The organism is Myxococcus guangdongensis (assembly GCF_024198255.1).
Classification (GTDB): domain Bacteria; phylum Myxococcota; class Myxococcia; order Myxococcales; family Myxococcaceae; genus Myxococcus; species Myxococcus guangdongensis.
Window position 1 is genome coordinate 145,116 of the sequence record NZ_JAJVKW010000014.1, and the last position, 20,316, is coordinate 165,431.

The 20,316-nt window shown below is 68.9% G+C and carries 18 protein-coding genes; 10 read left to right on the top strand and 8 right to left on the bottom strand.

Going from position 1 to position 20,316, the window contains the following annotated elements:
• Window positions 1-87: 87 nt before the first annotated feature.
• The gene (locus LXT21_RS34760) at window positions 88-1,074 is read right to left on the bottom strand and encodes an acetylserotonin O-methyltransferase (protein ID WP_254042530.1); all 987 of its coding nucleotides are present in this window, start codon (window positions 1,072-1,074) and stop codon (window positions 88-90) included.
• A 273-nt stretch (window positions 1,075-1,347) separates the two neighbouring features.
• Between LXT21_RS34760 and LXT21_RS34765 the strand changes: the two genes are divergently transcribed.
• The 4 genes from LXT21_RS34765 to LXT21_RS34785 all read left to right on the top strand — a co-directional run bounded on the left by LXT21_RS34765 (window position 1,348) and on the right by LXT21_RS34785 (window position 5,002).
• On the top strand, window positions 1,348-2,289 hold the full coding sequence (locus tag LXT21_RS34765) for a 2-hydroxyacid dehydrogenase (protein WP_254042531.1): 942 nt from the start codon (window positions 1,348-1,350) through the stop codon (window positions 2,287-2,289).
• Window positions 2,290-2,440: 151 nt separating this feature from the next.
• Window positions 2,441-3,838: a M57 family metalloprotease gene (locus LXT21_RS45545; protein ID WP_323395337.1), complete on the top strand. Its 1,398-nt coding sequence runs from the start codon at window positions 2,441-2,443 to the stop codon at window positions 3,836-3,838.
• A 188-nt stretch (window positions 3,839-4,026) separates the two neighbouring features.
• Entirely contained in the window at window positions 4,027-4,344 is a 318-nt protein-coding gene (locus LXT21_RS34780; protein ID WP_254042532.1) for a hypothetical protein, read from the top strand.
• Window positions 4,345-4,624: 280 nt separating this feature from the next.
• Window positions 4,625-5,002 carry a type II secretion system protein GspG gene (locus LXT21_RS34785; RefSeq protein WP_254042533.1) on the top strand — a complete coding sequence of 126 codons (378 nt, stop codon included), beginning with the start codon at window positions 4,625-4,627 and terminating at the stop codon, window positions 5,000-5,002.
• Window positions 5,003-5,024: 22 nt separating this feature from the next.
• Here the strand turns inward: LXT21_RS34785 and LXT21_RS45260 are convergent, their stop codons facing one another.
• The gene (locus LXT21_RS45260; RefSeq protein WP_267145435.1) at window positions 5,025-5,561 is read right to left on the bottom strand and encodes a carboxymuconolactone decarboxylase family protein; all 537 of its coding nucleotides are present in this window, start codon (window positions 5,559-5,561) and stop codon (window positions 5,025-5,027) included.
• Window positions 5,562-5,675: 114 nt separating this feature from the next.
• Between LXT21_RS45260 and LXT21_RS34800 the strand changes: the two genes are divergently transcribed.
• On the top strand, window positions 5,676-6,248 hold the full coding sequence (locus LXT21_RS34800) for a MarR family winged helix-turn-helix transcriptional regulator (RefSeq protein WP_254042534.1): 573 nt from the start codon (window positions 5,676-5,678) through the stop codon (window positions 6,246-6,248).
• An 8-nt stretch (window positions 6,249-6,256) separates the two neighbouring features.
• On the opposite strand, the gene LXT21_RS34805 is transcribed toward LXT21_RS34800, so the two are convergent.
• Window positions 6,257-7,102 (bottom strand): MSCRAMM family protein, encoded by an 846-nt coding sequence (locus tag LXT21_RS34805; RefSeq protein ID WP_254042535.1) that lies wholly within the window; start codon window positions 7,100-7,102, stop codon window positions 6,257-6,259.
• 146 nt (window positions 7,103-7,248) lie between these two features.
• Here LXT21_RS34805 and LXT21_RS34810 point away from each other — a divergent pair, with 146 nt between their 5' ends.
• Window positions 7,249-7,815, top strand: coding sequence for a hypothetical protein (locus LXT21_RS34810; protein WP_254042536.1), 567 nt, complete (start codon window positions 7,249-7,251; stop codon window positions 7,813-7,815).
• A gap of 55 nt (window positions 7,816-7,870) precedes the next feature.
• On the opposite strand, the gene LXT21_RS34815 is transcribed toward LXT21_RS34810, so the two are convergent.
• The 4 genes from LXT21_RS34815 to LXT21_RS34830 form a co-directional block, all read right to left on the bottom strand.
• The gene (locus tag LXT21_RS34815) at window positions 7,871-11,431 is read right to left on the bottom strand and encodes an endopeptidase (RefSeq protein WP_254042537.1); all 3,561 of its coding nucleotides are present in this window, start codon (window positions 11,429-11,431) and stop codon (window positions 7,871-7,873) included.
• A gap of 251 nt (window positions 11,432-11,682) precedes the next feature.
• Entirely contained in the window at window positions 11,683-12,282 is a 600-nt protein-coding gene (locus LXT21_RS34820; RefSeq protein ID WP_254042538.1) for a TetR/AcrR family transcriptional regulator, read from the bottom strand.
• A gap of 20 nt (window positions 12,283-12,302) precedes the next feature.
• A complete protein-coding gene (locus LXT21_RS45705; RefSeq protein WP_407667080.1) occupies window positions 12,303-12,878 on the bottom strand; it encodes an imm11 family protein in 576 nt (191 codons plus the stop codon).
• Window positions 12,879-12,891: 13 nt separating this feature from the next.
• Complete coding sequence (locus tag LXT21_RS34830; RefSeq protein ID WP_254042540.1) at window positions 12,892-14,223, bottom strand: AHH domain-containing protein; 1,332 nt, start codon at window positions 14,221-14,223, stop codon at window positions 12,892-12,894.
• Between the two features lie 150 nt (window positions 14,224-14,373).
• On the opposite strand from LXT21_RS34830, the gene LXT21_RS34835 reads away from it, so the two are divergent.
• Window positions 14,374-14,757, top strand: coding sequence for an immunity protein Imm33 domain-containing protein (locus LXT21_RS34835; RefSeq protein WP_456094090.1), 384 nt, complete (start codon window positions 14,374-14,376; stop codon window positions 14,755-14,757).
• 1 nt (window position 14,758) lies between these two features.
• Here the strand turns inward: LXT21_RS34835 and LXT21_RS34840 are convergent, their stop codons facing one another.
• Window positions 14,759-15,178, bottom strand: coding sequence for a DUF4345 domain-containing protein (locus tag LXT21_RS34840; protein WP_254042542.1), 420 nt, complete (start codon window positions 15,176-15,178; stop codon window positions 14,759-14,761).
• Window positions 15,179-15,239: 61 nt separating this feature from the next.
• On the opposite strand from LXT21_RS34840, the gene LXT21_RS34845 reads away from it, so the two are divergent.
• From LXT21_RS34845 to ileS, 3 genes are all read left to right on the top strand, one after another.
• Entirely contained in the window at window positions 15,240-15,842 is a 603-nt protein-coding gene (locus LXT21_RS34845; protein WP_254042543.1) for a TetR/AcrR family transcriptional regulator, read from the top strand.
• Window positions 15,843-15,946: 104 nt separating this feature from the next.
• Window positions 15,947-16,489, top strand: a complete 543-nt coding sequence (locus LXT21_RS34850) for a hypothetical protein (RefSeq protein ID WP_254042544.1) — start codon at window positions 15,947-15,949, stop codon at window positions 16,487-16,489.
• Window positions 16,490-16,551: 62 nt separating this feature from the next.
• Entirely contained in the window at window positions 16,552-20,298 is a 3,747-nt protein-coding gene (gene ileS, locus LXT21_RS34855) for an isoleucine--tRNA ligase (protein WP_254042545.1), read from the top strand.
• Window positions 20,299-20,316: the final 18 nt, after the last annotated feature.

Here is a 20,316-nt window from a genome sequence, read left to right on the forward strand (position 1 = left end):
GCACGCGGGCCCGCGGGTCAGTTCTTGTCACACAGTGACATCTTCAACGAAATTGAGGGTTTACGGTTTTCTCGCCGTGCGGGCGTCTCACGCCACCTTGCCCACGATGATGGAGTACGGGCCCTGGGTGGGGACGACGCGGTCCAGCTTGAAGCCGCCCTCGGCGAAGAGCGCGTCGTACTGCACCTGGGTGCGCTCGCGTCCGCCCGCCAGCGACAGCATGACGATGTCCATCACCAGTGCGGGGTGGAGCTCCGGTCCCTCCGGCAGCATCATCTCCAGCACGAGCAGCTCCGCGTGGGCCGGCGCCACCTGACGGATGTTGCGCAGGATGGAGATGGCCTGCGGGTCCGCCCAGTCGTGGAGGATGTTGCTGACGATGTACGCGTCCGCGCGGGGCAGCGGCCCGACGAAGAAGTCCCCGCCCTGCTTCTGCATGCGGGCATGCCCCTGCGCGTGCTCCACGACGTGGGGCAGGTCGAACAGCGTGCCGCGCGAGCGGGGCGTCGCGTCCAGCACCGCCGACAGGACGTGGCCCCGGCCTCCCGCGATGTCCGCGATGTGCTCGTAGCGGTGGAACTCCATCGCCTGGAGCATCGCCGCGATGGCCATGTGCGACTTGCCCGTCATCGCCGCGTCGAAGATGCGGGCCTCCTCCGGGTGGGCCTGGAGATAGGGCCACAGGCCGCCGGGCGTCACCGTGTCGCACGCCGTCTGTCCCGTGCGCGCGGACACCGACAGCGCCTGGGCGCTGCGCCAGTTGATGTCGTCGTTGAACATCAGCACCAGCGCCTTGAGCGAGTGCGGGTGGTTGGCCTTGAGGTGCTCGGAGTAGTCCGTGTGCGCCCAGCCCTGCGCGCGCCGCTCGAACACGCCCTGCGCCGCCAAGAGGCGCAGCATCCGGTGCAGCGAGTCCGCGTGCGCCCCCGTCGCCTTGGCCAGCTCGTCGGTGCTCATCGGCGTCGTCCCCAACACGTCCGCCACGCCGAGCTGTGCAATCGCATACAGACACCGCGGGGCCAGATACGCCGTGGTGAGGTTGAAGACGAACGCGGGGGCTGGAAGTCGTTGCATGTGCGCTCCTGGTCGGCAGGGCTCGAATTGCCTGCAAGCTGAAATTCTACCTGGACCCGGGAACGACTCAGACACCCCGCGATACCGCCCTGCCTTCAAATGAACACAGATGCTGTATCCCGGGACAAAGACTGGCATGGCGCAATCCGTCATGGCGGGGCGACTACGGGGTTGTCACCAGCCCTGGAGGGAGGGGCCATCCCAACACCGGCGCCCCCGGCCCGGGGCTACTGTTCACGCGTCCCGCTGGAGCCTTCACGGAGGTCGTTCCCGATGACGCCGTCCTCCCCACCTGGGGCCTCGCGCCCCGCCGTGCTCATCGTGGCGCGGCTGCCCAGGCCCCTCGAGGAGCGGCTCGGGAACCATTACGAGTGCCACGCGCGGGACGGCCTGTCGGAGGAGGCCCTGGCGCAGCTTGCGCCCCGCATCCGCGCCATCGTCGCCAGCGGCTCGAGCCGGCTGCCCCGCGAGCTGCTCGCCCGCTTCCCCGCGCTGGAGCTCATCGCCGTCTTCGGGGTGGGCGTGGACGGCATCGACACCGTTGCGGCGCGCGAGCGCGGAGTCCGCGTGACGACGACGCCGGACGTGCTCACCGCCGACGTCGCGGACCTGGCGATGACGCTGATGTTCGCGGTCGCCCGCGACGTGGTCCGCGCGGACGCCTTCGCGCGCGGGGGCGCGTGGAAGCAGGGCCCCTTCCCGTTGAGCACGCGCGTCAGCGGGGCCCGGCTGGGCATCGTCGGACTGGGGCGCATCGGCCTGGCCATCGCGCGGCGGGCCGAGGGCTTCGACATGACGATTGCGTATCACAACCGCTCGGTCCGGGACGGCGTGCCCTATCGCCACGTCGCCGACGTGAAGACGCTCGCGGCCCAGGTCGACTTCCTGGTGCTGTCACTGCCAGGAGGCGCGGGCACCCGGGGCCTGGTGGACGCGCAGGTCATGGACGCCTTGGGACCCCGGGGGTTCTTGATCAACATCGCGCGCGGGTCCATCGTCGACGAGGCGGCGCTCATCCGCGCGCTCCAGGAGGGGCGCATCGCCGGCGCCGGCCTGGATGTCTTCGAGCACGAGCCGGACATCCCTCCCGCCCTCTCGGCCTGTGGGAATGTCGTCCTGACACCTCACGTGGCCAGCGCCACCGGGGCCACGCGCGCCGCCATGGCGGACCAGGTCTTCGAAAGCCTGTGGAACCATTTCAGCAACAAGTGCTGACACCGCGCGGCTGTCTCGAATCTCGGGAGTCGAGACAGACGTCTCATTCAAACATGCCACAGGGGACCTGGGGTGGGGGCGCGCTATGAAACAGGGCGCGACGTCCACCCCGGGCGGCGCGTTCCCCCCGCAGTCAGAGAGACGAGCATCCATGTTCAAGCAGGCAGCAGTCCTCGCGGCGACCGGTGTCGCATTGCTGGCCGGTTGTGGTGGTGTCGACGAACCGCAGATGGAGCAGGAGGAGATCATCTCCAACCTCATCGAGGCGGGCTATTCGACCCGCGACATCCAGGTCGTCGACGAGGCCGTGTTCGTGGGCGGCGACACGCGCGTGACGCTCCAGGCGTCTCGCGAGATGATTCAGGCGCCCGAGGGAAGCCAGGAGCATTACAGCTCGACCAACCTCGTCGGTCCCCAGGTCACGAGGATCTGCATCAACCCCACGGCCGATTTCAACAACATCCTCGTCTTGGACCAGGGACTCAACCTGGCCATCGAGAACTACAACGCGCTGGGCCTGCGCTTCACCATGGTGCGCGATTCGACGACCGGCTGCTCCGCCACCATCGTCGCGCAGATGTCCACCCTTCGCCCCGAGAACTGGGCGGGGTTCCCCGAGGGCGGTCTGCCCTTCGGCTCCATCAACATGGTTGACGCGATGAGGTATCAGACCTTGGACGTCAGCGAGCACATCATCACGCACGAGCTCGGCCACACGCTCGGCCTGCGCCACACGGACCTTTACAACCGCAGCGTCAGCTGCCAGCCCCCCTACGACGGCGTCGAAGGGCCCGAGAACGTCGGCATCGTCCACATCGACGGGACGCCGGTGGACGCCGTGTGGGACGGGTCCGTCATGAACGCCTGCCCCCACGCCAACAGCAGCGGCGAGTTCACCGACTGGGACAAGTTCGCGCTGAGAAAGCTCTATGGCCAGAGCGTCACCCCGAGCTGCGGGAGCGTCGACGTCATGGAGTATCGTGGGCAGACGGGGAAGCAGCTTCAGTGCACCTGCTCCTCGGGGGGCTCGGGCTCGGTCTGGGGGACGAACCTCTACACCGATGACTCGAACATCTGCCGCGCCGCGGTGCACGCGGGGGTGATGACCACCAGCGGTGGGACGGTGACCATCGAGGTGCAGCCGGCCCAGAACACGTTCATCGGAACCACCCGCAACGGCGTCACCACGTCCTCCTACGGCTACTGGGGCGGGAGCTACCGCTTCATCGGGCCGCAGATTCCGCAGCCGCAGCCGGCGCCGCTCTGCTCGACCTTCAACATGATGTCCTACCGCGGTCAGACCGGCAGGGCCATCCGCTGCGGCTGCCCCTCGGTGAGCCTGGGCGCGTCGTTCTGGGGCACGGACCTGTACACCGATGACTCGGATGTCTGCGTAGCCGCCGTGCACGCGGGCGCGATTCCCGCCTCCGGTGGAAACGTGACCGTCACCATCCAGCCGGGCCAGAGCAGCTACACGAGCACCCACCGCTACGGCGTCACCTCGTCCTCCTACGGCTACTGGGAGGGCAGCATCTCCCTGAGCCCGTAGTCCTCACCTCGGCAACGGGTGGCCCGGAGGAAGGTGCTCCGGGCCACCCCACCCAATCACAGACGCCGGAGTACCCACGCGGGTTCACGCCCACCCGGGTCACGGGGGTCCGCGTTGCGCCTCCTGCTTTTGCATGCTATGCGGACAAGGCAGTTCTAAATGCAGTTGATTGGGGGATTGGGGAAACCATGAGTGTGAAACAAGCGATTGCCGCCTGGGGGCTGGCATTGCTGTGCACCGCACCGCCGGCGCTGGCGAACAGCGGGGATGACATGTCTCCGGTGCGAGACTGGAATTGCGACGGAGTCATCAACTCCTACGACCTGTTCCGGTACGAAACCTACGAGCGGCGGCGGGGCTGGCCACCCTGGCCTCTCGACCGCAACGGCAACCCCTTCTACGACCCGAATCCCACCTGCGAGCGCTGCCATGAGGGGAGCCTCCAGACGCGGGAGCCGCCCTCGGACCACTCGTTGGGCGAGGTGATGCTGGGCGGCTGCGCGTAGCCGCGCGGGAACCCCTTGAAGCACCGGGCCCGGTCGGCATGCGCCACGCGTGCCGCCGGGCCCATTCATCTGACGGAGCCGTTGCATGCCGTCTGCCAATCCGGCGCGCGCCAGGGGCCCGGCCCTGACGGGATGACGCATTGGGGCCCAGGCCCCCTGGCCTGGCGCATCGGAAGGCCTGGAGGCATGGGGTTTGAATCACGACGTCCCCATGAATGCTCCCGACGACCGACCGCCCTTACCGGCCCCTCCCCCGCCTCCACGGGCGAGGTGGCCCTGGGTGGTGGCGCTCCTTCTGCTGTCCTGCTGCGGCTTCAACGTGTTCGCGGTGATTCTCCCCAAATACGAGGCGGCGCAGCAGGACCGGGCCCGGCTCGACCTGAAGAACCTCCGCAGTGCGTTGGTCAACTACCGGAAGAGGACAGGGCGATATCCGACGCGAGAAGAGGGGCTCCAGTCCCTGGTGACGAGCGGGCACCTCGCAGGGCCCATACCGCTCGACCCCTGGGAGCGGCCCTATGGCTACTCGGTGGAGGGCGACTCCATGGAGGTGTGGAGCCTGGGCCCGGATGGCCGTCGCGGCTGTACGTGCGACGACCTCGAGGATGGATACCCCGACCGACAGCCGACGTGCGCGACTCCTCCGCACGCGCGATGACCGTCGGGGCCCGCGGCGGGATTCAAGCGACGCGGGGGAAGTCCACCTCGGTGCCCGCCACGACGTTGAGGTAGTTGGTGAGCACGTTCTGCGCGACGGCGGCCACCACCTCCACCAGCTCCGCGTCGCTCAATCCCACCCGGCGCGCCTGCGCCAGCTGCGGGCCCACGTCCGCCGCCCGCGTCCGGGCGATGGCCACCGCCAGGTCCAGGATGGCCTGCTCACGCGCATCCGCCGAGCGCCCCGCGCGGAACCCCGTCAGCTCATCCGCCTTCACCCCCTGCCCCTTCGCCAGCGCCGTGTGCGCGGAGAGGCAATAGGTGCAGCGGTTCAGCTCCGCCACCGCGATGGCGATGGCCTCCTGCGTGCGCGCGGACAGCTTCGCGCCGCCCATGGCGTTGAAGTAGCCCGCCACGGCCTCGAGCGCCGCGGGCGAGTGGGCGAAGGTGGAGAACATCTTCGGCACCCCTCCGAACTTCGTCTTCAGGGCGGCGAGCGTGGGCTCGGAGGCGGCGGGCGTGTTCGAGGGGCCAACGGGGGCAATCAGGGGCGTCGTCATGGGGTACTCCCGGGGACAGCGGGTGGTTCGGTCGTCGATTGGTATCGACTCGATACTAAATGCGCCGCGCCCTTCGACTTGTCAACTCAGTATCGACACGATACCTTTTGACCCATGGCCGGTGACCGCCTCTACGCGCTGCTCGAGCGACTCGGGAACCTGCTCCGCACGGAGGAGCGGGCGGCGGGGCTGCCCCATGGGTTGCAGCCGGTGCACCTGCAGGCGCTGCGCTATCTGCAGGCGTGCAATCGCTACAGCAACACGCCCGCGGCGCTGACGGAGTACCTGGGGCTCACCAAGGGCACCGTGTCGCAGACGTTGCTGTTGCTGGAGGAGAAGGGGCTCTTGCGCAAGGAGGCGGACACGGAGGACCGGCGCGTGGTCCACCTGCTGCTGACGGAAGCTGGCCGCGCGGTGCTGAGGGCGGCCCTGCCACCGGAGCTCTTCAAGCGGGCCCTCGCGCGGCTGCCCGGCGATGGCGAGGGGCTCGAGGAGGCGCTCACCGGGCTCTTGAGCGCCCTGCAGGCGGCGAATGCGCAGCGGAGCTTCGGCGCCTGCGCCACCTGCAAGCACTTCCAACGCGAGGGCGCGGGGCGCTTCCGCTGCGGACTGACGCGCGAGCCGCTGTCCCGCGAGGACAGCCAGCTGTTGTGCCGGGAGCACGAGGCCCTGCCCGCGCCCCACTGACACCGGGCTCAGTGCGTGAGGCCGGTTCCGACGGTCGCGAGGTTCAGCGTCAGCACCACGTAGGCCGTCTTGCCTTCGACCACGGTCACCTCCTCCGACTTCGAGACGTAGCCCTCCTTGGAGGCCACCAGCGTGTAGACGCCCGGGGCCACGTCCACCAGGGCGAAGCCGCCGTAGGAGTCCAGCGTGAAGGCGATGTGGCTGGTGCCCTGGAGCACCACCCGGACACCCGAGCTGTCCGTGGTGTCCTGGAGGATGATGACGCCGGTGATGGCGATGAAGGGCTTGCGCTGGAGCGTGAGCGACACCGTCTCGGGCTCGGACGTCAGCGCCACCAGCGAGAGCGCGGAGAGGTAGCCCTCCTTGGAGGCCTCGAGGAAGTGCGCTCCGGTCGGCACCCCCTCCAGGACGAAGTTGCCCGCGGCATCCGTAGTGGTGGTGAACGACGTCCCCTCCAACGTCACGGTGATTCCCTCGTGCGAGGTGGCGCCCTCCAATTGGATGGTGCCCGACACCTTGCTTTTGATGCGCTTCAACGCGAAGTGCGCCGAAGCGACCTGGGCGGACTCCACCCTCACCTCCTGAAGCATCGGCTCGTAGCCTGATACGAGGGCGGAGAGGCCGTACGTCCCAGGCTTCAGGTCCTCGAAGATGAACCGGCCGTCCTCGTTCAGGGTGAACGTGTCGCCGGTGTCGACCAGCGTCACCTCGGAGCCCTCCGGAGTGGCGCCATCGTCCAGAACCACCTCCCCGGTGATGCCGCCCCGAGTCACGTCGTCCCCATCGCCGCACGCGGGGAGGACGGCCACTGTCAGCACGAGCGCGAGGAGCGCCCCCAGTCGATTCGGCTTCATGGTGTTTCTCCAGGTGTCGGCGCGGTGGCGCGTGCATGAACGCGCCGAGGGCCTCGCCAGCGTAGCAAGTGGGCCTGCCGACGCGGGGATTCCCTGGAAATTCACGGGGGCGCGCGAACGTGGCGCGGGTGGGAAGATGGGGCGGCATGAAGACTCACGCCAACATCAGCCTCGATGCGCCCGGCATCGTCCTGTTCGACCCTCGGACCCTGGCGGAGTACCTGCGCGCCCTCGGCGTCGAGACCCATGAGGTGTTCGACCACTTCCTGGCGCATCAGGACGTCGGGAACGAGGCCATCCGCCAGGGCGTCATCTTCCCCCTCTACCCGATACCCGCGGATGACTATTCGGTGTTCCTGGAGGAGGCCCCTTCAGGGCCGCGAGCGACCCGGCACTTCACCTATGCGGGCGCACCGCTGCACGTCACCTCGGGCCTGCTGATAGCAGCGGACCTCAACGCGGTCATGCACTGGGAGCCGGAGTTCTTCGGCGCGTACCTGGAGCACCATCAGGACCGGCTGATGAACAACGACTCCCTGGACGTCGCTCCGGGCAGGTATCTCGCCGCTATCAGCGGGTTCAGCGGCCTGGAAGCGCCGCTGCATGTCCTCGGCTACGGGCTGCGGCTCCATCCGGTGGAGCGCTTCGCGGAGCGCCTCCCCACAGAGGACTTCGACTTCTCCGTCACCCCGGCGCCGCACGGCGCGCCTTGAGGAGGGTCGGTGCCGCCAGCCCCGACACGAGCGGGCTGGCGGCACCGGGTGAAGCTCAGCGAGTCACGTTCGCGCGGCCCTGCACGGCCTGGGGCCTGGTGGGGCTGGACGCGACGGCGGCGGAGACTCCGAACACGACGTCGTCGTTGTCATCGAAGAGGCCGAAGGTGCAGCTCAGCTGCGGACTGGACGCCTCCACGAACTGGGCGCGCAGGACGTGCTGGCCCACGCCGCTGCCCGCGGTGAAGGTGTGGCTGAAGGTCTTCGCGCCACGGCCCGTGCACTGCAGGCCGGTGACGAGCGTGGACCAGAGCGGGAAGCCGGACACGGGGGCGTAGTAGAGGTTGAGTCGGTCCGTGGCGTCGTAGCACCACACCGTCACGTCCACCTTGACCTGCTTGCCCGGCGTTATCGGCCCGCCGTCCACGCTGCGCAGCACGACGCGGTCGATGCTCTCGTCCATGTGGTAGAAGCCGAACGGACCGTCCGGGCAACCATCCAGCGTGTTGGGCTCGTTCGGCTCCGCCGCGAGGAACTGGCTGCCACGGCTGTTGACGAGCGTCCCCGTGTCGCAGCCACAGCCGTTGCCACAGACGGGCGTGCCGAGCGCGGCGTCATACGTGGCCACGGGCGGCGTGGTGCACGTGCCGCCTCCGCCCGTCTGGGTGGTGAAGCTGAAGCCCGCGCTGTAGTTGCCGGCGCCGCACGCATCCACCGCACGCGCCCGCCAGAAGTACTGCGTGCCGGCCGTCAGCGCGGGCGTCACGCTCCAGGTGCTCGTGGCGAGCGTCGAGGCCGAGCGCACCACGCTGGAGAAGCCCGCGTCGGTGGACACCTGCACCTCGTAGGACGTCGCGCCCGTCACGTCACCCCAGTCGAGCACGGGCGACAGCGCGACGCCCGTGGCGCCGTTGGACGGCGTCGCGAGCACCGGGGCCGCCGCGGGCTGACAGGTGGTGTCCGCGGTGGTGAAGCGGAAGGCCGCGCTGTAGCTGCCGGTGCCGCAGCCGCTCACCGCGCGCACGCGCCAGAAGTACTGCGTGTTGGCCGTCAGCGTGGGCGTCACGCTCCAGGTGCTGCTCGCGAGCGCCGTCGCCGAGCGCACCACGGTGTTGAAGGCCGCGTCCGTGGCGACCTGCACCTCGTAGGACGTCGCGCCCACCACATCCGCCCAGTCGAGCACGGGCGACAGCGCCACGTTGGCCGCGCCATCCGCCGGGGTGGCGAGGGTGGCGACGCCTGGGGGCGTGCACGGGCCGCCGGCCGTCGCGCAGGTGCACGCGGCGGCGGGGCCGAAGCAGGCGCTGGAGCTGGCGGGGACGACCGAGTAGCAGTACTGCCGGCCATTGGCGACCTCGCCATCCGTGTACGTGGTGCCGGAGACGGTGGCGACGCGCACCTTGCCGAAGTCACAGCCCGCGTAGCCCTCCGTCTTCATCACCCAGTACTCGCTGGCGCCGGGCACGCTGTTCCAGCCGAGCGCCACCTGGCCGTCGCTCGGGGTGGCGGTGGCCGTGGGCGCCGTCTTCGGGCCCGTGGCGCAGCCGGAGTTGGCGGGCGCGGGCGTGGAGCAGGCGATGCCATGGCGGTTGAAGGCCGCGTGGATGGCCGTCATGTGCGGCGTGCCGTCGTTGAGGTTGCCGTTGTCGTCGTCCGCGGCCAGCCACTGCATGTAGCCGTGGCTCGCGCCGCAGCCGTCGGACGTGCCCGCCGAGCAGTTGCAGGCGTGCCACGAGCCCACGTTGCCGCTGCCCTGGTAGAAGACCTTGTTGCCGATGATGAAGGCGGTGTTGGAGTCGTAGTTGAACGGCGCGGCCTGCAAGTCCCGAGCGACCAGGTCCCACGCGGCCTGACGCACGGGCGCCGCCGCGCAGTGCACCTGACGGCCGCAGGGGCCGGTGCCGGAGGAGCAGCGCGAGCACACGAAGTTCTGCGGCGTGGCCGGCGTCTGGTTCGCGTGCGCCAGGTAGTCCGCGTCGCGCACGCCGGAGCAGCGGGTGTTGCACCACGTCGCGCCCGTCTGCGCCTCGTTCTGGTTGTAGCCCGTGCCGTCCGGCGTCATGCCGCAGCCCAGGTTCGTCGTGGCGAAGAAGCCATAGCCCACGCACGAGGCCTGCAGCCGGTAGATGGACGCGATGTCCGCGTACGCCTCGCTGGAGTTGCTCAGCGCGCCGCCGGAGTCGAAGTCATCCATGCCGTGACCCCACTCGTGGTCGAACACGGCCGCGATTTCACCCGTGTTCCGGCAGCCACCGCCGCTGCGGTAGAAGTTCACGGTGGAGCCGTTCCAGAAGGCGTTGCACGTGCTGTTGATGTTCACGTTCGCGGTGAGCTGGTTCTGCAGCCACGTGTTGGTGGGCAGCCAGCCGCGGCCCAGCTCGGCGATGCGGTTGAGCTCGTAGAAGGCGGAGCGGGAGGCCGGCGTGTTGCCCGCGCCACCGCCGCCGGTGGTGCAGTCGTGCTGGTTGTTGGCGCCGCCCAGGTTGAGGTTGCCGGTGGCCGAGCTGGTGCTGGGCGAGCCGCACGTGTCACTCACGCGCACGTAGCGGCCGGCCAGCGTGGTGGTGACGTTGCCGGAGGAGTAGTTGAAGACGCCTGCGCCGTCCGTGAAGTTGTTGGGCGAGGCCAGGCCCGTGTTCGCCCAGGGCATGGGCGTGTCCAGCTGCATGGTGCCGCACGTGGTGTTGGCCGGGCAGATGCCGGTGCTGCTCAGGGGATAGATGCCGCCCTTGATGGTGGCGTCCAGGTAGTGGTTGTCGTCCTCGAGCGCGAGCACCTCGCCGGAGTGCGCGTCCACCGTCACCTTCCAGCGCTCCACCTCACCGGGGTTCTGGAAGCCATACGTCCAGACGAGCTGGTGACGGTAGCCCTCGCCGAAGGCCGCGTCGGCGCGGGCCAGGGGGGCGAGCTCCAGCGTGGGCTCCTGCCACAGCGCGCTCGGCGTCTCCAACAGGCCGAAGCGCTCACCGCCGAGCGTCAGGGCCTGCTCGGGGCTCAGCGTGGGCTTCGTGGACGCGGTGACGTTGCTCCACGCCTCCGTGCCCAGGAGCACCATGTTGCCGTGGCTGAGCGTGGCGACGAGCTTGCCGTGGCGCACCGGGACGCCGTCCACCTCCTGCGGGATGAGCACGTGCCACAGCACGTCGGTGACTTGCTTCACGCGGGGCTGGCCCAGCTGCCGCAGGTCCACGCCGAGCGCGGCCTCGTTGTCGCTCAGGAACTTGAAGAGCGCGTCGGCGACGACGGCCTCGTCGACCTCGCCGGCGGAGCGGCCCAGCTGCTGCTGGAGCGAGACGAGCGTCACGGTGTTGCCCACGCCCTTGCCGGGGATGAGGGGAATGGCGCCCTGGACGGCGGAGGGCATGCCCGTCAGCGGGTCCAGGTACACGTGGAAGTCGCGTCCGTTGCGGGCGAAGAAGTCGTCCCACGCGCCGGGCGCCGCGCCCTTCAGCTTCGAGCGGGCGTCGTCGAGGGACACGTTGGAGACGGGCAGGTACAGCTCCGGCGTGAAGAACGCCTGGCTCGCCAACGGGCTCGGTTGTGAGGGCTGGAGTGCCCATGCCAGCGCGCTGCAACACAGCACGAGACAGGCGACCCACTTCGACGATTGACGCATGCGGTCCTCCCGCGAAACGCGAAAGACAGACAGACGCTCCCCCCTGGGAGCACGCGCCCCATCGAGCCCGCATCTGCGGGCCATGAAAATCGCTACTTTCAGGAACTGTCTGACTTGCGGAAACCCCTCTGGGGACGCGGAGCTGGACGGCCCAGGAGTGAACACTCACAAGGACTTCGAGTCTCACGCGTTCAAGACGGCGGGAAAGCAGCCGTTGCACTGGAGTTGACGCTTCGCGCCGGGGACGAGGCTCAGGCAGGGAAGAGCAGCCGTGTGTATTGCTTCACCCAGGCGCGGCGGGTGTCCAGGGTGCGGAAGTCGAGCAGGAGGACCTGGTCGAACACGCGAGGGAGCATGGACACGAGGAGGATGGAGGACCAGACCTGGGTGAGCGCGAGCCTGCGGCGTGCTTCCTTCAGGTGGGGTGTGGCGGGGGCGAGCTTTCGGGACAGCGCTTCGAGGAAGGTGTTGAGGCGTTGGACGGCGGGGCCGTCGTAGCGTTGGTGGACGAGCGCGTCGTGCAGGTGGGCATGGGCGATGCGGGGGTAGCGGCCGACGTTGCCGACGACGTCCTCGAGCAGGGTCTCGAAGGCTTCGCGGACGGCGAGGCCCTCGTCGAGGAGCTTGTCGAAGTCGAGGAGGACGTGGGTGAAGGCCTGGTCCAGGGTGGAGTCCAGGGCTTGGGTGATCAGCTTCTCCTTGCTGCGGAAGTAGTAGCTGATGGCGGCGCTGTTCACCTGGGCCTCGCGGGCAATCTCGCGGATGCCAGTGGCGTCCAGCCCGTCGCGCTCGATGCAGATGATGGTCGCCCGGAGGATGCGCTCCCGAGCGTCCTGTTCCTTCGTTCCCATGCGCCACCATACGGTGGACTTCAGACCTCGGTGAAGCGCATCCCGGTGACACCGAGTCCTTCAAGCGCGAGCTTGAGGTCCTCGGAGACGATGAGCGCCACGGACCAGCCCCAGGTCCGGAAGAGCTTCGCGTCACCCACCTTCGACGGGTCGATTCTCAGCCCGTCCACGTCCCGGTACTGGCCCACCTTCTCTGGCCGTCCGTCCTCGGCCGTCCAACGCTCCACTTCCCGGGACGCCGCGTCGTCGATGCACTCGATGAGCCGCGTTGCCACGAGGATGCTGTACTGCTCGGGCTGCCCTGGAATCTCCACGGGGATGACCTGCACGTCCTCGGGCGCCAGCTCCGTGAGCAGCGTCGCCACTCGGACGTGGACGACCGGTGTCGAGATCCCCGCGAGGGTGAAATCGAAGGTCCTGCCCGGTACGTCCACAGGAATCCGTAGTCGACCCGGGTTCTCGATGCGGCGCCCCCTCTTGAACACCCAGGGGTCCTCGACCTCTCGGCCCCCCAGGTCCGTGGGGATTCCGAGTGAACATCGCCCAGGGAGCAACATGTCGGGAGCAAGCTCGAAGAACCGTTTCGTCATGGACATTGAGTCGTGAGCTTCAGGTACGCGTCACCAGTTTGTTCAACTCGGAGCCGGGAGTGGAGACTTGTTTCGCGAGTCGCCTGAGCTCCGTCGTCAGCGCCTCCCGACACTGCCGCAGGGTCCCGCAGTCTTCCAGCGCCTCCGTCAACCGATTGAGGACCCGCTGATGATATGCCTGGGGATGTGGTCCCTTGTGCCCGTTCACCCTCACGACGTTGGCGCGGTCGTTCAGGGACATCCCGGCTTTGTCGAAGAGCTTCTGGAACAGCGGTGACCACGGACCTCCGTTCCTGTCGGACTCCCACCACTTGTCCGTGGCGATGTGGTGGTCATGCCCGGCTGAATCCACGGGCCCGACAGCGCCGCCTCCCTGCGCCATCGCCGACACCGCGCCAGTGGTCACCGAAAGAGTGACCACCTCGCTCGCCATCGCCACCGCCTGCACCTCTCCCACCACAGAGAGGGCGATGCCCGCGTTCGCGCTCGCCTGCACGGACGCCTGCGCGGACCCCGGCAACGTCGGCACTCGCCCCGCGAAGCCCGCCGCTGTGTTCCCGATGGCCACCGTCGCGAGCATCGCGAAGGCCCTCGCCGCGTTGCGGCCCATCACCCGCCCGTAGCCCTCCCCCGCCTCGCGCAACTCGTCGAAGGTGTGGGCCTGGTCCACCGCCTCCATCAACCTCTGGAAGCCCGCCACCAGGCTCCAGAACGTGTCCACTCCCACATAGGCAATCAACGTGGCCGTCATCACCGCCGCCAGCCCCTTCGACACCGGCTCGGGCACGCTCCAAAGGACCAGGTACATCGTCCCCGTCCACATCGCAGCCGCCACCATCGCGCCCGGGTCCGCCATGTCTTCGAACGCTTCCCACATCTCATCCAGCACCGCGCCATGCGCGAGCGCCAACGCCAGCGCATAACGCCCATCCCCCTCCACCGTGGAGCGCCCCACCAACAGTTGCAGGCAGTCCCCGGACTGGCCCGTGCGCTCACACCACCGCAAGTAGGCGCGTGTCAGCTCCGCGTCCGCGCCATCTCCTTCCAGGTGTGCGCCAGCGCCCACGGGCGTCACCTGCCGCGTTCGCACATCGAAGCGGTACACCCCACCCCGCTCGTCCATCTCGAACAGCCGCCTCGCAGCCTCCTCCGGAGACCGCGCTGGGCGAGAGTGTCTGCTCTCGGCAACCAATGCCTCGACGAACTCGTCTTCCTCCAGGTCAACAGGAGCCGCGTCAACGTCCGAGGTGACGACGAGCGTCCGCCCCTCATCCGTCTCCAACCGCACGCCTCGCGTCGTGGAGCACCCCACCAGCAGCGCCCACACCACGTACAACCATTGCCACTTCATGACGCACGCTCCCGGATGAGCATTGGTGCCACACCGGGCAGAATGCCAAACAAGCCCGACATCCAGGCAAAGCCCTGGCGTGGGTCTGCGTCAGGCCACACCATCACTTGCCGGAGCACGACACCGCGCGCTATCCGTGTCGGCCCCGACATGAGCATCCAGAATGGCGCCGAAGGAAAGACGTGGCTCGAGCTCCAGCAGCGCACCTGCCAGAAAGCCGGGGCCGCATTCGTTCCCCCTGAAGCAGGCATGCGAGTGGCCGTCGCGCGCGACATCCGCGAAGGCGTCATGCCTGTCAACGGGTTGAGGCACGCGGTGAAACAGGGCGGCGTGGGCTGGTTCATCTGGCCCGGAGAAGGCCCACTCTGCCAGGACACGGACTACTTCGTGCCCGTGTGCATAGAGCATCTGGACACCTGGTGCCCCCTCGCGCTGCCCTTCCTGGGCCTCCCCCCTGGATGGCGGTTCCTGACAGATGGGCCTTACGTGGACATGTGGTTCGATCAGAAGATCTACGACCTGCCCATCGACTGAGTCAGACGCCCGGCAGTGACTCAGCGCGCACCAGCGGCTGCGCGCTCTTCGACCACAGCACCGCGCAGAGCGCGCCAATCACCAACTCCGCCACCATCGCCGCGACCAGCTCCGGCGCGGGCGTGCCGTCCACGGCCAGACTCAACATCCGTGATACGCCGTAGGACAGGTACAGCGTCGTCGACACCGCCAGCGACGTGAACGTCAGCCGGCTCCAGATTCCGCCGGCCATGATGAGCAGCCCACACGCCAGCAACGCCCCTCCTGGCGCGCGCACCTCGCTCAACAGGCTCACCTGCCCCCCATGGTCGATTCCACTCCACCCATGGAAGGCCTGCGGCGTGAACAACAACGCCGCGCCAATCAAGCCACCGATTGCGCCCACGACCAGCAACACCACCTTCGTCACCTGGTTTCGCATCGCCGTCCTCGCTTGACACCGTGTCAATTGACTCCGCGAGAGATATTCGCGACTTTACATCATGTCAAGTGAACCGCCGGAGACCCGGACCCGCATCCTCGCGGCCGCGCTGCACCTGCTGGAGACGCGCCAGGGGCAGGCCGTCCGGATGAGCGACATCGCGAAGAAGGCTGGGGTCAGCCGACAAGCCGTCTACCTGCACTTCAGCACCCGGGCCGCCCTGCTCGTCGCCACCACGCTCTACCTGGACGAGCTCAAGGACGTCCGCGCGCGCCTGGTCCCCAGCCGCACCGCGAAGAGCGGCGCGGAGCGCCTGGACGCGTACGTCGGCGCCTGGGCCGACTACATCCCGGAGATTCGCGGCGTGGCCAAGGCGCTGATGGCCATGGCCGACACCGACGAAGAGGCCGCCGAGGCCTGGACGAAGCGCATGGAGGACATGCGCGAGGGCTGCGCCGCCGCCATCGAGGCCCTGCGCTCCGACGGCGCCCTCTCCCCCGACTACACGGCCCGCGAGGCCACCGACCTGCTCTGGACGCTCCTGTCCGTGCGCAACTGGGAGCACCTCACCCTCGAGCGCGGTTACTCCCAACCTCGCTACAAGGACCTGCTGCTGCGCACCGCGCGTCGGCTCTTCGTCCGCGCCCCACGCTCCGGCTCATGAGCGCGTGCCAGTCGCTGCGCACCGTGCAGTCCGCTGCACACGTCCCAGTGACATCCCCTGAATGCAACTTCCACCGGGTCCGTGCGTTGCAACTGCGACACGCCATGAACCCACGCCTCCTCTGCGCCCTCCTCGTCCTCCTCCCCTTCGCGTCGCGGGCCCAGGTCTCCTTCCCCAAGGACGAGACCTGGCTCACCGTCGGGCCCCTCGTCAGCATCGACGACCTCCCAGGCCAGCCCCGCTTCGGCCTGGGCCTGGAGGGCACCCTCAACGTGCTGAACGACGCCCACAGCCTGGGGCTCTTCGCCCAGGCCCAGTGGATGACCCAGGGACACGCCCGCCTCGCCGGCGGCGTCCAGGGCACCCTCCTCTTCGGCGGCGTGGAGCTGGGCGCCTACCACCTCACCGGCACCGACGAGCACCTGCCCACCACGGGGCTGCAAATCACCCCCTTCGTCACCGGCATCTACGCCTCCCTGGGCGTGCGCTTCAGCGTCCCCCTGAGCGACAAGGGCGGGAGGCCCGGCCCCGACGGCGTTCCCGGCCGCGTCCGACAGGGCCGTGAGGTGGGACTCGTCCTGACAGGCAAGCTCCCCTTCCACATGGGCGGCAAGAGCTCCTACGAGCCGTCCTATCCCTGGAACTAGGGGCGCATCCTGCCTCCGGGCCCCCTTCCCTCCGTGGCTCCGGGTGCTATCAAGCACCCACCATGCCTGAGTCAGCGCCCCCCTCCCTGTTCGACGCCGTGCCCGCGGAGATGGACTTCCCGGCCGAGGAACGCCGCATCCTCGCCTTCTGGAAGGACCGTCGCATCTTCGAGCGCTCGCTCGAGGCGCGCGAAGGGGCCAAGAGCTTCGTCTTCTACGAGGGCCCGCCCACCGCCAACGGCCTGCCCCACAACGGCCACGTCCTCACCCGCGTCATCAAGGACTTGTTCCCCCGCTACCAGACGATGCGCGGCCACTACGTGCCTCGCAAGGCGGGCTGGGACACCCACGGGCTGCCCGTGGAGGTGGAGGTGGAGAAGGAGCTGCGCATCCACGGCAAGGCGGAGATCGAGCGCTATGGCGTGGAGCCCTTTACCGAGCGCTGCATCGAGTCCGTCTTCCGCTACACCTCCGAGTGGGAGCGGCTCACCGAGCGCATCGGCTTCTGGGTGGACCTGAACCAGGCCTATGTCACCTACCACCGCCCCTTCGTGGAGAGCGTCTGGTGGGCGCTGGCGGAGCTGCACAAGAAGGGCCTGCTGTACCAGGGCCACAAGGTGGTCTGGTGGTGGCCGCAGGGTGGCACCGCGCTGAGCTCGGCCGAGGTGGGCCTGGGCTACAAGACGGTGGACGACCCGAGCGTCTACGTCGCCTTCCCGCTGCGCGACGCGCCGGACACCTCGCTGCTCGTCTGGACGACCACGCCCTGGACGCTGCCGTCCAACATGTACGCAGCCGTCAACGCGGGCGTCGACTACGTCACCGTGGACGCAGGCGACCGCAAGCTCATCGTCGCCGCCGCGCTGCGCGAGGAGCTGGCCAAGAAGCTCAAGAAGGACCTGCCCGTGCTCGACACGCAGCCGGGCCGCGCGCTGGTGGGCCAGCGCTACCTGCCGCCCTTCGACGTGTACTTCTCCAAGGAGGGGGACACGCGGCTGGCGCTGCGCGACGGCGGCGACGACGTGCGCGCCTGGCGCGTGCTGGCCGCGGACTTCGTCACGCTGTCGAGCGGCACGGGCATCGTCCACATCGCCCCGGCCTTCGGCGAGGACGACTACGACGCCTTCCGCAAGGACCGCGAGCGCTTCGCCCAGCCGCACGCGCTGGAGCTGTTCTGCGCGGTGAAGCCGGACGGCACCTTCTCCGAGGACGTGCCGCTGGTCACCGGCAAGTTCGTGAAGGACGCGGACAAGGACCTCCAGCGCAACCTCAAGGAGCGGGGCCTCTTGCTCGTCACCGAGCAGTACAAGCACGAGTACCCGTTCTGCTGGCGCGCGGACGACGACCCGCTCATCCAGTACGCCCGCCCCGCCTGGTACATCCGCACCACCGAGGTGAAGGACCGCGCGATTGCCAACAACCGCGCCGTCAACTGGGTGCCGGAGCACATCAAGGAGGGCCGCTTCGGCGACTTCCTGGCCAACAACGTCGACTGGGCCCTGTCGCGCGAGCGCTACTGGGGCACGCCGCTGCCCCTGTGGATCCACTCGGAGACGGGGGAGGTGGAGGCCGTGCCCTCGCTCGAGGTGCTGCGCGCCAAGCCCGGCAGCAACCTGGGCGCCGTGGAGTCGGAGCTCGCCGCGTTCCTGAAGGGCAAGCCGCACGAGGCCAACGCGCGCCACCTCATCGTCCACAAGCCCTGGATCGACAAGGTGACGTACGAGAAGCCGGGCACCCCGGGCCGCTTCGTGCGCGTGCCCGAGGTGGTGGATGTGTGGTTCGACTCGGGCTGCATGCCCTTCGCGCAGTGGGGCTTCCCGCATGCGGAGGGCTCGCACGCCCTCTTCAACCGCGCCTTCCCGGCGGACTTCATCTCCGAGGCCATCGACCAGACGCGTGGCTGGTTCTACTCACTGCTCATGGTGAGCACGCTGGTCTTCGACGAGGAGACGCAGGCGCGCCTGGGCCTCACGCCGCAGCGCGACTGGCCGCACCCGTACAAGAGCTGCATCGTGCTGGGCCACGTCTCCGACAAGGAGGGCCGCAAGGAGTCCAAGTCCAAGGGCAACTACACGCCGCCCGAAATCATCCTCGACGAAGTGCGCATGGACTTCGCCGTGCTCACCGCCGCGGAGGCGGGGGTACCGGGCGAGCCGGGCGTGGCGCTCATCGCGCGTGAGGACCTGGAGGGCCTGGACCTGGTGGAGGGCGCCAAGGTGCAGGTGTTCCGTCCGGACCGGCCGGACGTCTTTGTCACCGTGACGGTGAAGGCGCACAAGAAGCTCAAGCGCCGCGTGGTGCTGCTCGGGCCCACGGAGCACGAGACGCTGGGCGTGGCGCCGTCCGCCAAGGGCGCGGGCGTCATGCCGGTGGAGGTGCCCAGGCTCGCGGCCTCCGAGCGCGTCACGGTGAAGGACCCCAACGCCAAGGCCCCCGGCGCGGACGCGTTCCGCTGGTTCTTCTACGCGGCGAGCCCCACGTGGTCCAACACGCGCCACTCGCTGGCGAACGTGCGGCTGCTGCAGAAGGACTTTCAAATCAAGCTGCGCAACGTCTACTCGTTCTTCACCATCTACGCGAACATCGACGGCTTCAATCCGGCGCAGGGCAACCCGGACGCGAAGGCGGCGCCGTGGGAGGCGGTGAAGCAGAGCCAGGGCTGGCGCGAGGTGAAGCAGCGGCCGCTGCTGGACCGGTGGATTCTCTCCGAGGTGCAGCTGGCGCTGCGCGACGTGGAGAAGGCGCTGGACACCTATCAGGTGTACGACGCGGCCCAGCGGCTGGTGGCGCTGGTGGACGGCCTGTCCAACTGGTTCCTGCGTCGCAGCCGGGACCGGTACTGGACGGCGGGCCTGGAGCAGGACAAGCAGGACGCGTACTTCACGCTGTACGAGGCGCTGACCACCATCACCGCGGTGGCGGCGCCGTTCATCCCGTTCTTCGCCGACGAGATGTGGGGCAACCTGGTGCGCAAGCCCTGGCCGGCGACGCAGCCGGAGAGCGTGCACCTGGCGGACTTCCCCAAGGCGGACGTGAGCCTCATCGACGCGGAGCTGGCCGCGGACATGGGGGCCGTGCGCGAGCTGGTGTCGCCGGGGCTCAAGGTGCGCACGGACAACAAGCTCAAGGTGCGTCAGCCGCTGGCGCGCGCGGACATCATCCTCGCGCGCAAGGAGCTGACGGAGCGGCTGGCCGCGTACAAGGATTTGCTCGCGGACGAGCTGAACGTGCACGAGGTGCGCTTCGTGGAGCCGGGCAGCCCGGACGCGGACGTGGTGCGCTTCCGCGTGCGGCCGAACCTGCGCGCGGTGGGCGGGCGGCTCGGCCCCAAGCTGGCGCCGGTGCGCAAGGCGTTCGACACGGGCGACGGCCGCGCGCTGCACCGCGAGCTGCTCCAGACGGGGCAGGTGGCGCTGGAGCTCGGCGGCGAGAAGCTGGTGTTCACCGGCGAGGAGCTGGAGACGCTCGTGGAGGCCAACCCCGGCTTCGCGGCGGCGGGCACGGGCGCGGGCGTGGTGGTGCTCCACACGCAGCTCACCGAGGCGCTCATCGACGAGGGGCTCGTGCGTGAGCTGCTCGCGCGGGTGCAGGGGGCTCGCAAGGACTTGGAGCTGGGCTACACGGACACCATCCAGCTGTGGGTGGACGGCGATGCGCGCGTGAAGCGCGTCACGGACGAGGGCCGCGCGCTGATTGCGCGGGAGACGCTCGCCTCGGCCATCCACGTGGGCCCCGAGGGCTTCACCGGCCAGGAGGAGGAGGTCAGCCTCAACGGCCTGCCGGCCCGCCTGCGCGTCCAGCGCGGCTGAGGCTCAACGGCCCGCGTG